The organism is Lachnoclostridium sp. An138, from assembly GCF_002160765.1.
Taxonomy (GTDB): Bacteria; Bacillota; Clostridia; order Lachnospirales; family Lachnospiraceae; genus Laedolimicola; species Laedolimicola faecalis.
Map to the genome: position 1 here is coordinate 271,518 of NZ_NFLF01000002.1, position 11,478 is coordinate 282,995.

Here is an 11,478-nt window from a genome sequence, read left to right on the forward strand (position 1 = left end):
TATTATATGTTCCCGCATTCCTTCTGCTGTAAAAAATATGAGCATGCGCTTCCAGAAAGATTCCATCGGGCTACGGCCGCCAGAGTTTCTTAAAATACTCCAGATTTTGAAGATAACAGGGGGAATCCGGCCGGAAACTGCCCGCCAGGCTGTTATATGTTTCCGCCTTATCCCATTCTCCCAGCCTGTCATAGCAGACACACAGAGAAATAGCCGGCAGGAAATCATAGCATTCCTCCTGTATAAATGCCCCGCTGTCTCTTTCCGGTTTCAATCCCAGCGCCTGCTCATACCAGAATACCGCTTCCCGATATCTCCCTCTGTCCAGAAAATGTCTTCCCAAATCACAGCAGATTTCCCCTCTTGGCATATCATAGACAAAGCTCTGAAGCAGAGCCAAAAGCGCTTCCTCTTCCTGCCCCAGCCCATAGCAGCAGACGGCAAGCTGTCTTGCGGCATCTATCTTATTTTCTTTCCAGCCCTCCCTGTCCCGCAGAAAAGCCTGCAAAACCTGCCTGCCTTTCTCATACAGTCTGTGTGAGACCAGCTCTCTTCCATAATAATAAAGATCACGGGGAAGAAACTCTTCATTCCGCTTCTCCATATCCTGGTAAATCCGTAGATTGCGAAAGCTGTCTCCCTTTCTTTCCTTTCGGTGCTCAATCACTGCCGTTCCCTTCACCACGCTCCCGCTCAAAGCAACCGCTTCATGCACCCTGCCCTGAAACCGGAAACCGGCAGCGTTTCTCATAATCCGTTCCCGGTAATACGTAATGGAGGGTCTTCCCATCTCGTCAAAACCGGTATGATAAGGCAGCAGGACCATATCTGCGCTGTCCGTCAGTTCCCTTTTCATATTCTGAAACTCTTCCCGCCCGGCCAGGCTCATTACATCGTCTGCGTCCAGCCACATGCAGTAAGCTTTTCCCGCTTTGTCAAAGGCAAAGTTTCTGGCTGCTGAAAAATCATCCCTCCAGACATAGTGATAAAGTTTCTCCGTATATCTGCCTGCGACTTCCCTGGTTCTGTCCGAGGAACCGGTATCCACAATTACGATTTCATCCACAAGCCCTTCCATACTCTCCAGACATCTGCCCAGAGTTTCCTCCTCATTTTTCACAATCATGCAGAGACTGATTTCTATCATTGACTGACTCTTTTCCTGTTTCATCCCTATATGATATGCAGCACAGAAATGTTTTACATAGAGGCAGCCTGGAACGCGTCCGCCTGCCTCACTGCCCGCGGGAATAAAAAAAAGAGAATCTCTCACAAATGTAAGAAATTCTCAATATCTGCCGGCAACCGGAATCGAACCGGTACGGGAGATTAGTCCCGCAGGATTTTAAGTCCTGTGCGTCTGCCAGTTCCGCCATGCCGGCAAATGCGCCTGGCGCATAAGCGACCCGAATGGGACTCGAACCCACGACCTCCGCCGTGACAGGGCGGCGCTCTAACCAACTGAGCCATCGGGCCAAAAATAAAATGATAAGATAATAAAATAATAAATGAAAAAGTGGACCCACGGGGACTCGAACCCAGGACCGACCGGTTATGAGCCGGTTGCTCTAACCAACTGAGCTATGGGTCCAAAATGACTCCTACGGGAATCGAACCCGTGTTACCGCCGTGAAAGGGCGATGTCTTAACCGCTTGACCAAGGAGCCCTGTTCTCTTTTTGCCCCTTGGGGCCGTTATCTGCGCAGAGATAACCTGAACATTAGATATGCTATCACATTTTTTCCAATTTGGCAAGAGGGGATTTTCTATTTTTATCTGCAGATTTTCTGCCCCGAATCCCGAATCCTCTCAAGAAAAAATCCCCTCTGTTCACCCCCGCTCCGCGCCTGCTTCCCGGAGCATTCTCTGCTATGCCGCTTCCTGTCTGTCTTGCCGGCCGGCAGCATCTCCCTTTGTCTTCCGGACCACTCTTTCATGCATGACCGCCATCAACGCCAGGAGTCCCAGAAGATAAAACGGGAACAGACGAATAGCCACATGCTCCGCAATCAGCCCAAACAGCGGCGGCATCAGACAGGTTCCCACATAAGCGCTCGCCATCTGGACTCCAAAGACGGCCTGAGAGCGCTCCTTTCCAAAGTGTTCCGGCGTAGAGTGGAGAAGACAGGGGTAGATCGGCGCACAGCCAAGTCCTATGAGAATCAGGCCGAAAGGCGCCGCCGCACTGGTTCCCGCAATCGTCAGCGTGATAAATCCGAGAAAAATAATCCCCTGGCCAAGCCTCACCATACGGGTATCGTTAAGCGCCATAGTCAGAAAACCGCTGGCGAAACGGCCGGCTGTTACACCAAGGAAAAACCAGCTGGCAAACCGGGCAGCCGCTTCCGCAGAAATGCCGCAGTGCAGAACAAGATAGCTGCTCCCCCACAGACTTGTGGTCTGTTCCAGCGCGCAATAGCAGAAAAATGTCAGCATGGCTTCCTTTGCAGCCGGAAGCCTCAGGATTTCCGGCAGGCTTAAGGCCTTATCCCGGCCCGGCTTTTCCTGTACGGCCAGGCTTTTCTCCGGCCCGGAGGGAGTTTTCTTCCGCGCTGCCGCCTCTGCTTTTCCGTTTTTCCAGAGCGGCAGGCTCAGAAAAAGAATCACTGTCAGCGCTGCCTGCAGAAAGCCAATATACCGGTACCCCATATTCCAGCCCTGTCCTCCTGTCATGGCAAAGGACAGAATATAGGGCCCTATGGAAGCGCCAATCCCCCACATACAATGAAGCCAGCTCATGTGGCGGCTGGCATAATGAAGCGCCACATAATTATTCAGGGACGCGTCCACGCTTCCCGCGCCCAGTCCATAGGGAACTGCCCACAGACAGAGCATCCAGAAAGAGCTGCTGAATGAAAAACCAAACAGAGCCGCCGCAGTCACCGCCACGCTCAGGGCCGTCACCCTGCCCGTTCCCAGCTTTCTTGTAAGCCGGTCGCTCTGCAGGCTGGACACAATTGTGCCTGCCGAGATAATCATAAAAATAATGCTTGCGTAAGAAACCGGGACTCCAAACCCGCCATACATGGAAGGCCAGGCTGAGCCGAGCAGAGAATCGGGCAGTCCCAGGCTGATAAATGACAGATAGATAACAGCTAAAAGCAAATGAAACATTCTGGTATTCCTCCTCGTAAACTGGTATAATTATATCATCAGAAATCACTATCAGATAGAAGAAAACCATCTTTTTTCTATAATATTTCCACCAACAGGAGGAAACAGGCTTATGGCAATATCATTTTGCGCCGTACAGACAGATCCGCAGGGAAAAGAACTTACCGAGCATGGAACCTCCCTCTTCCCCGTCTCCTGTCATGATGAAGATCTGCGTTTAAGTCCGGTAGCATGGCACTGGCATGAAGACCTGGAGGTTCTCATTATCACAAAAGGAAACGCCCTTCTCAGTGCCGGATCGGACCGCTTTTCCCTCTCCCAAGGGCAGGGCTTTTTTATCAACGCCGGCATTCTCCATGCCGTCCGCGCCGCAGGAGACAGCTGCTGCCGTCTCCGCTCTCTGGTTTTTCACCCGAGGCTCATCGGAGGAAGCCTGGACAGTATTTTCTGGCAAAATTATGTCCATCCGCTTATTCAGAACGAGGCCCTGAAATATACTCCTCTGGACGGCTCTCTCTCCTGGCACCGGGAAGCCCTTCAAAATGTCAAAGATGCCTGGGAAGCCTGCTTTCTGGAGCCCCCCGGCTATGAGTTTCAGGTGCGTTCCTCCCTGTCACGCCTGCTCTTTCTCCTCTTTTCCCACAGGCCGGCAGACGCCTTCCCGCCTTCGGAAAAAGCGTTAAGAGACACCCGGAGAGCCAAGCAGATGCTGCAGTACATCCAGGAACATTTCCCCGAGGCGCTGACTGTCTCCCACATCGCCGCCAGCGCAGGTGTCAGTGAAAGTGAAGCGCTCCGCTGCTTCCGCGCCACCATCGGCGTCCCTCCTGTCCACTATCTGAGACAGTACCGCATCCGCCAGGCAGCTTCTCTCCTGATTTCAGACTCCCGAAGCGTCGCAGAAATCGGCGCTTTGTGCGGCTTTGAGGACGCCAGCTATTTTACGAAAATCTTTCGGGAGCAGAAAGGGTGCACTCCCTCCGAATACAGGCGGAGATACCGCTGACAGCCTGCGCGGTTCTGTTCTCAAGTCCTGTCCCTGCGTCTTAAAAGGGCAGATGTCTGAAACCGGCCTGAGCGGCAGCTGCCGCTCCATATACGGGAAAAATTCTCTCCGCCTTCGTTGACAGCTTTCCTGTCGAAATGGTAAAATGGAGGCAAGACGTGAACATAGATTCACAAGACGAACCCTACATCTGCGCCGGCACCGGATTTCCCAAAACCGGAAGCGGCGCTTCCATGAGCCAGCAGAACAGGAGGAAAAGGTATGGCATACAATGGATTTGCAATCGACAAGTATCTGAACGCGGCAGAAGTCACCAGACAGCTGGATGAGCTGATCAAAAAACCGGTTTATTCCGTGCGTCCGGATAAGCTGAAAATGTACGAGGAAGAGTATTTCGAAAAGAAGTGCAGTAAGTCCAAGGCAATGATCACCGAGGCAAAGAAGGTCATTCCCGGAGGCGTACAGCACAATCTGGCTTTCAATTACCCGTTCCCCATCGTTATTGAAAAGGCGGAAGGCGCCAGGCTCTACGACATCGACGGGAACTGGTACTATGACCTGCTGCAGGCAGGCGGACCCACCATTCTCGGAAGCAACATGCCGGAAGTGCGGGAAAAGGTCATCGAGCTTCTGAATACCTGCGGCCCCTCCACCGGCCTGTTTCACGAGTATGAATACAAGCTGGCAAAGAAGATCACGGAGATGGTTCCCTCTGTCCAGAAGTTCCGTATGCTGGGCTCCGGAACCGAGGCCTGCATGGTCGCGGCCAGAATCGCCCGGCTGAAAACGAAAAAGAAAAACATTCTGAAGATGGGCGGCGCCTACCATGGCTGGTCCGACCAGCTGGCCTACGGCATCCGTGTACCCGGAACGAAGGGCTTGATGTCCAAAGGCGTTCCGAACTTTGTATTTAAGCATACCAATGAATTTTTCCCGGGTGATCTGGATGATCTGGAACGGAAGCTGAAAATGAACGAGCTCACAGGCGGCACAGCGGCCATCTATATCGAGCCGGTAGGACCGGAAAGCGGCACCCGTCCCGTATCCAAAAAATTCATCAAAGGTGCTGAATGGCTGGCCCACAAATATGGAGCTCTTCTCGTCTTCGATGAAGTGGTAACCGGATTCCGTATCGGACCGGGCGGAGCCCAGAGCTATTTCGGCGTAGATCCGGATCTGACTATCTTCGGAAAGATCATCGCCGGCGGCTATCCGGGAGCAGGCGGAGTCGGCGGCCATGAGGACTGCATGGCTTATCTGGGAGCAGGTCTTGATTCCTCCGGAAAGAAGGTTTCCAAAGCCATGTGCGGCGGCACCCTGGCTGCGACTCCCATTTCCTGTGTAGCAGGTTACTACACACTCTGTGAGATTGAGCGGACGAATGCCTGCGAAAAAGCAGGACGCATGGGCGACCGTCTGACAAAGGGCCTTCAGAAGCTGATCAAAAAATACGACCTGCCCTTCGTGGCCTTCAACCAGGGTTCCATCTGCCACCTGGACAGCGTAGGAACCATGCATTTCATTGTAGACTGGTCAAAACCCTGGACGATTCCCCACGTGCTGAAAGAAACCGGAATCCGTCAGAAAGAGATGGAGCATATCGGCGCCGCTTATATGGCAGAGGGCATCGTCACTCTGGCCGGCTCCAGACTCTACACCAGCGCCGCTTACACGGAGGAAATGATCGACGACGTGCTCTCCCGCTTTGACCGGGTATTTGCAAACTGCGGAAGAATCGACGTATAAGGAGGTTCAGACCTATGGCCTATAAAGAGACAGAAGCCAGAGAACTCATAATCTCCGCCGTGCACAGACTGACGGAGGCCGGCCTTGTGGCCCGTACCTGGGGCAACGTAAGCGCCCGGGTATCTGAGGAACAATTTGTCATTACACCCAGCGGCCTGGGCTATGAGCATATGCAGCCGGAGGATCTGGTTCTTGTAAATATTTCCGATTTAAGTTATGAGGGAGAGCGTAAGCCCTCCAGCGAAAAGGGCATCCATGCGGATGCCTACCGGCTGAGGCCGGAGGTAAACTTCGTGATTCACACCCACCAGGACAAAGCCTCCGTCTACGGTATCCGCGGCTGGGCCTTAAGCGGCTTTTCCGACCCCGTCCTTGGAAAACGGGTTCCCTGCGCCGCCTACGGGCTTCCTTCCACGGATAAGCTCCGCCAGGCAGTGGCGGACCAGCTTTCCTCCAATCCATCCACCCAGGCCATTCTCATGCGCGGCCACGGCGCGCTCTGTCTCGGAACAGACTGTGACACCGCTTTCCAGGCTGCCGAAGCCCTGGAAAGAATCTGCGCAGAGCGGATCGGCGCGGTACTGGACGAGGAACTTAAGATGTACACAGAGCAGCGCGCCCTCTGGCCCATGCCAGACTACGGCAGAAGCCAGCGCAGCGGCCATTATTTTAAACTGAAGACCGGCTCTGTCACCCGCATCTACGATCTGCGGCTTGTTCCAGAGGATTCTGACCGTCCGGCTGCCGTCCACGCAGCCATTTACCGGCGCAGCGGCGCCCGGTTTATTCTGCATGTACGCTCCGCCTCCACTATGGCTATGAGTATCCTGGGCAAAACCGTCTATCCCTATCTGGATGATCTGGCCCAGATCGCCGGACCGGACATCCGCTGCGCAAGGCACTGGGAGAATCGGCGGCAGCCCGCGGCCATCGCGAAAGCGCTCACAGGCCGGAACGCCGCGCTTCTGGAAGACTGCGGCGGCTTCTGTACCGGGAAAACAGCTGATGACGTGGCCGCGGCCGCCCTTCTTCTGGAAAAAGGCTGTGAAGCCGCTCTGTACGCAAAGCTTCTGAGCGACTGCGAGCCGCTGAATCCTGTGGACGCCCGGCTGCAGAGATTGATTTATCAGACCAAATACTCCCGAAAAAAGGAAGGGCAGGCACAGTCCCGGGAAGCTTCCGGTCAAGAGGAGGATGAGATTTGCTGAAACGCCTGACTGAAGAAAAACTGGAGGAGATTCTGGAGGCCGGCATTACAGAATTCGGCGAGCAGGGCTTTGAGAAAACCAGTATGAGCAGGGTTGCGGGACGGGCCGGAATCAGCGTCGGCGTACTCTATAAATATTACGGAGACAAAGATGGATTTTTTCTGGCCTGCGTGAAAAAAAGCATGCAGGAGCTGGAACGCACCCTGTCTGAAACCACCAGCCGGGAGGAAAAGCTTCTGCAGTACGCGGAGCGCCTGATTCAGGCGCTCCAGCAGCACTGCCGGGAACATCCCAGCCATATCCGTATGTACCACGAACTGACCTGCGGAAGCGCCGCGCGCTTTGTTCCCGCCCTGACTCAGGAGATCGAATCCTTGAGCGCCCGTCTATACACCAGTATGACAGAACGTGCCCAGCGGGAAGGAAAAATACGCCGGGACGCCGATCCAGGGCTCTTCGCTTTTTTCTTTGACAATCTGCTGATGATGCTGCAGTTTACCTACTGCTGCGATTACTACAGAGAACGTTTCCGCATCTACTGCGGAGCAGAACCCGAAGACATGAATCCATCGATAAGAAAGGAAATGCTGAAATTTCTGGAGTCTGCATTTACTTTTGAAGAACAGGACAAGTGATTTGATTCAGCCTGTACTGAATCGCCGGAGGGATATGATATACATTTACATACAGGGGGAATGAAATATGACATATGTGCTTGCTTACGACATTGGAACCACAGGCGTAAAAACCTGTCTTTTTGAGATCGGCAGCAGCATCACTCTGCTGGCCGGAGAGAGTGAAGGATACAATCTCTACATTTTAGAAGATGGAGGAGCCGAACAGGACGCCGATGAATGGTGGACTGCCATGTGCTGCACCACAGAAAGACTTCTTAAAAGAACAGGCACCGCCCCGGAGCAGATAGCCGGAATCTCCTTCTGCTCCCAGATGCAGGGACTTGTGCTGACAGACGAAAACGGCGTTCCCGTCCACCGTCCCATGAGCTATATGGACCAGCGGGCCGTGGAAGAAATCCGGAAAGGTATCGCCTACGGCATCCAAATTGCCGGGGCTAACATCTTCAAGCTTCTGAAAAGCCTGCGGATCACCGGAGCTGTCTCCACAAGCGTCAAGGACCCCATGTGGAAATACAAATGGATAGAAGCCCATGAGCCGGAAAATTTTGCCCGCGCCCACAAATGGCTGGATGTAAAAGAGTATCTGATACACCGCTGTACGGGCCGTTTTGTGATGACTGAAGATTCCGCCTTCGCCACGCTGCTCTACGATACCAGAAAACATATGTGGAGTGAGCCCTTATGCAGAACCTTCGGCATCCGCATGGAACATCTTCCGGAAATCATCTCTTCTTCCGAACAGGCAGGCGTCCTGACCGAACATGCCGCGTCTGAACTGGGGCTTGTCCCGGGCACGCCCGTCTTCGGCGGAGGCGGAGACGCTTCCCTCATCGGCGTGGGCTCCGGCTGCACACGCGTGGGAGACACTCATATCTACTGTGGCACCTCCGGCTGGGTCAGCACCGTGACCGACCGGCAGCTGGTGGACGTATCCGCCATGATCGCGGCCATCGTCGGCGCCCAGCGCGGCCGCTACAACTACTTTGCGGAAATGGAGACAGCCGGAAAATGTCTGGAATGGGTCCGGGATCATCTCGCTCTGGATGAAATCGGCATTTATCTGGAAAAGAAGGACATCTCGGAAGGTCCCGAAGCCGTCGCCCGCAGCCTGTACGATTATATGACAGAGACTGTGAAATATGCTCCCGCAGGTTCCGGAGGCGTCATCTTCACTCCATGGCTTCATGGCAACCGCTGTCCCTTTGAAGACCCCGCAGCCGCCGGCATGTTCTTCGGCATCCGCCTGGAGACCGGAAAGACAGAGCTTATCCGCGCGGTTCTGGAGGGTATCTGCTATCACCTGCGCTGGATGCTGGAATGTCAGGCCCGAAAGATAAGCGTCTCCGACACCATCCGCTTCGTGGGGGGAGGCGCCCTTTCCCCTGTCACCTCACAGATTCTGGCCGATATCACGGGACATCCGATTGAGGTGGTAGAAAGTCCGCAGAATGTGGGCTCCGTAGGCGCCGCAGCTGTGGCAGCCGTCGGTCTGGGCCTGATTCCCGACCTGGACAGGATACGGGACTTCATCCCCATCCACAGCCGCTATGCGCCGAATCCGGCAGAACATGCCCTCTACAATCATTCCTATGAAATTTTCAAGAAGCTGTACGCAGCCAATAAAGACAACTTCCGGCTCCTGCGCCGAAGAGGGGAGGCTCACGCATGAAGCATAAAGAACTGCTCCGCACCTTGAAATTCGTACTGTTTTCCATTTCAGCAGGGCTCATCGAAATCATTGCTTTCTCCCTGCTGAACGAGCTGACCGGCTGGAGCTACTGGCCCTGTTACCTGATAGCCCTGATCCTGTCGGTTCTCTGGAACTTCACACTAAACCGCCGGTACACCTTCCAGTCCGCCAGCAATGTGCCCGTGGCCATGCTGAAGGTCTTCGCCTTCTACTGCGTGTTCACCCCGGTCTCCACCATTGCGGGCAGCTATCTGGCCGATACACTCCACTGGAACGAATATCTGGTAACTGCGCTGAACATGGTCTGCAACCTGACTCTGGAATTCCTGTACGACCGTTTCTATGTCTTCCGGGATTCCATCGATACGAGAGAAACGCAGAAAAAAGAGAACGAATGTTGATTTCTCGTTCCCTTACACCGCTATGACGGTTCTTTAACAGTCAATCCATTTTGGTCATTCCTATATTAAGACTGAATGGCAGGGGCAAAACTGAAAGCTCCCATCCATTCAGTCTTTTCTTTATAGCCATTCTTATAATTCCTTCAGATATTCCAGCACAGGCTCAATATACTTTCTGTCAGAAATGTCATAAGAAGAAGAAATCCATCTTATCATCTCTTTCTCTGCTTCTGTCTTCTCCTTTTTCGCCTTCAGCGCTTTCATAAACACCTTCATCATAAGCTTCGACTTCATCCCCATCTTCTCATAGCAAAAGCCGCCTGGGCAGTAAAATACCCTGACTCCTGCGAATTCCGGTCCTCCAAAATTCTGCTTCAGGAAATCCTGGACCTCCGGATTATCCGCCGGACTTGCTCCGACGCAAAAAACCGCAAGCTTTTTATCCTTCCATTTGTCCATATTGCTTTTAAACCAGCCGAACTTGCTGAGACTTCCGGCGCACACCCAGCTCCCAAACACAACTGCTTCATACCCGGACAAATCTTTTTCCCTGGCTTCTGACAATTCAAAACAATCCGCTTTTACCGTCTCCGCTGTCCACTGAGCATAGCGTTTCGTAAAACCTGTCTGTGAATGATAAATGACTGCCGTTTTCATCTATTTTCCCCTCTCCTCTTCTCTTATGCTCCTCTGCAGATTTTCTATTCCTGCGTACAGCCTCATCAAAAGCCGGAAAAACTGCTCCAATTCTTTTTCCGTATACACCTCAAAAAGATATTTCAATTCTTTCTGATACACAGAAAACTCCTCTTGAAAATATTCCTCTGCTTTCTTCGCAGGACAGATGCACATAGCTCTCGCGTCAGAGGAGCTCTGCTGAATCGTAATAAATCCCTTTTTCTCCAGTGCGTCCGCCAGCTTCTTTATATTCTGGCGGGAACAGCCCAGAATATCACCCAGCTGCGTAAACGTCAGCTGCTCTGGCAACTGTCTGACTATCGACAGCAGCATAAACTGCTTCAAGGATATCTCCGGGATATGATTGTCAAAAACAGTCTGCAGCCTGTTTCCAGCAATGAACAGAGTGCTGAATACTGCTTTTTGCTGATTTTCCCTGGTATCAGAAAACCGCGTAATCAGTTCCTGTATTCTTAAATCTTTCATATCTGTTTTCTGAAATTCTGCTTTCTCCTGCCTGTTTCTGTCCGGATACTGTTTCTGCTCTTAAACAGACAGCAGCCGGCCGTTTGGCAGTTAATTAGGTAACTAGTTTCCTATTTTAGAATAGCAGGATTGCTTTAATCTGTCAATAAAAAGAGAAACAACACTTTACCATATTGTACATAAAAACTATGAGCCGCGACCCACAATAAAAAGACCTGCAAGCATTCTGCTCACAGGTCTCTCTCCTCTGAAGCTCCCCGAGTAGGGCTCGAACCTACAACCCCACGGTTAACAGCCGTGTGCTCTACCATTGAGCTATCGAGGATTATCTGGCATAAGTTCTTCCCTTATACCTTCAAAACTATATACTGTCAATCCATTTTTAAGACTTTTTTCTATCCTATGACGCTTTGCGAAGTGCTTTCGCTTTCTTCGCTTTTTGGTCAAGCCCTCGACCTATTAGTAACAGTCAGCTCCACACGTTACCGTGCTTCCACCTCTGCCCTATCTA

10 protein-coding genes and 5 tRNA genes are annotated in these 11,478 nt (G+C 52.5%); 6 read left to right on the forward strand and 9 right to left on the reverse strand.

Annotation, left to right across the window (positions count from 1 at the left end; all coding sequences use genetic code 11):
• Nucleotides 1–70: 70 nt before the first annotated feature.
• From B5E82_RS03075 to B5E82_RS03100, 6 genes are all read right to left on the reverse strand, one after another.
• Nucleotides 71–1,147: a glycosyltransferase gene (locus tag B5E82_RS03075; RefSeq protein ID WP_087305944.1), complete on the reverse strand. Its 1,077-nt coding sequence runs from the start codon at nt 1,145–1,147 to the stop codon at nt 71–73.
• A 149-nt stretch (nt 1,148–1,296) separates the two neighbouring features.
• Nucleotides 1,297–1,382: transfer RNA gene (locus tag B5E82_RS03080), tRNA-Leu, on the reverse strand.
• Nucleotides 1,383–1,402: 20 nt separating this feature from the next.
• A tRNA-Asp gene (locus B5E82_RS03085) sits at nt 1,403–1,476 on the reverse strand.
• A 41-nt stretch (nt 1,477–1,517) separates the two neighbouring features.
• Nucleotides 1,518–1,591: transfer RNA gene (locus B5E82_RS03090), tRNA-Ile, on the reverse strand.
• 4 nt (nt 1,592–1,595) lie between these two features.
• A tRNA-Glu gene (locus B5E82_RS03095) sits at nt 1,596–1,667 on the reverse strand.
• A 202-nt stretch (nt 1,668–1,869) separates the two neighbouring features.
• A complete protein-coding gene (locus tag B5E82_RS03100; protein WP_087305915.1) occupies nt 1,870–3,114 on the reverse strand; it encodes an MFS transporter in 1,245 nt (414 codons plus the stop codon).
• A 112-nt stretch (nt 3,115–3,226) separates the two neighbouring features.
• On the opposite strand from B5E82_RS03100, the gene B5E82_RS03105 reads away from it, so the two are divergent.
• The 6 genes from B5E82_RS03105 (at nt 3,227) to B5E82_RS03130 (ending at nt 9,803) form a co-directional block, all read left to right on the forward strand.
• Nucleotides 3,227–4,120 carry a helix-turn-helix domain-containing protein gene (locus B5E82_RS03105; protein WP_087305916.1) on the forward strand — a complete coding sequence of 298 codons (894 nt, stop codon included), beginning with the start codon at nt 3,227–3,229 and terminating at the stop codon, nt 4,118–4,120.
• Between the two features lie 261 nt (nt 4,121–4,381).
• Entirely contained in the window at nt 4,382–5,866 is a 1,485-nt protein-coding gene (locus tag B5E82_RS03110) for an aspartate aminotransferase family protein (RefSeq protein ID WP_087305917.1), read from the forward strand.
• A gap of 14 nt (nt 5,867–5,880) precedes the next feature.
• Nucleotides 5,881–7,074, forward strand: coding sequence for a class II aldolase/adducin family protein (locus B5E82_RS03115; protein WP_087305918.1), 1,194 nt, complete (start codon nt 5,881–5,883; stop codon nt 7,072–7,074).
• Nucleotides 7,068–7,709, forward strand: coding sequence for a TetR/AcrR family transcriptional regulator (locus B5E82_RS03120; protein WP_087305919.1), 642 nt, complete (start codon nt 7,068–7,070; stop codon nt 7,707–7,709). The genes B5E82_RS03115 and B5E82_RS03120 overlap by 7 nt, the downstream gene beginning before the upstream one ends.
• 67 nt (nt 7,710–7,776) lie before the next feature.
• Nucleotides 7,777–9,381, forward strand: coding sequence for a xylulokinase (locus tag B5E82_RS03125; RefSeq protein WP_087305920.1), 1,605 nt, complete (start codon nt 7,777–7,779; stop codon nt 9,379–9,381).
• Nucleotides 9,378–9,803 carry a GtrA family protein gene (locus B5E82_RS03130; RefSeq protein ID WP_087164612.1) on the forward strand — a complete coding sequence of 142 codons (426 nt, stop codon included), beginning with the start codon at nt 9,378–9,380 and terminating at the stop codon, nt 9,801–9,803. Before B5E82_RS03125 ends, B5E82_RS03130 begins: the two co-directional genes overlap by 4 nt.
• Before the next feature lie 132 nt (nt 9,804–9,935).
• Here B5E82_RS03130 and B5E82_RS03135 read toward each other — a convergent pair whose 3' ends face one another.
• The 3 genes from B5E82_RS03135 to B5E82_RS03145 form a co-directional block, all read right to left on the reverse strand.
• A complete protein-coding gene (locus tag B5E82_RS03135; protein WP_087305921.1) occupies nt 9,936–10,460 on the reverse strand; it encodes a flavodoxin domain-containing protein in 525 nt (174 codons plus the stop codon).
• A complete protein-coding gene (locus B5E82_RS03140) occupies nt 10,461–10,967 on the reverse strand; it encodes a MarR family winged helix-turn-helix transcriptional regulator (RefSeq protein ID WP_087305922.1) in 507 nt (168 codons plus the stop codon).
• A gap of 253 nt (nt 10,968–11,220) precedes the next feature.
• Nucleotides 11,221–11,292: transfer RNA gene (locus B5E82_RS03145), tRNA-Asn, on the reverse strand.
• Between the last annotated feature and the right edge of the window lie 186 nt (nt 11,293–11,478).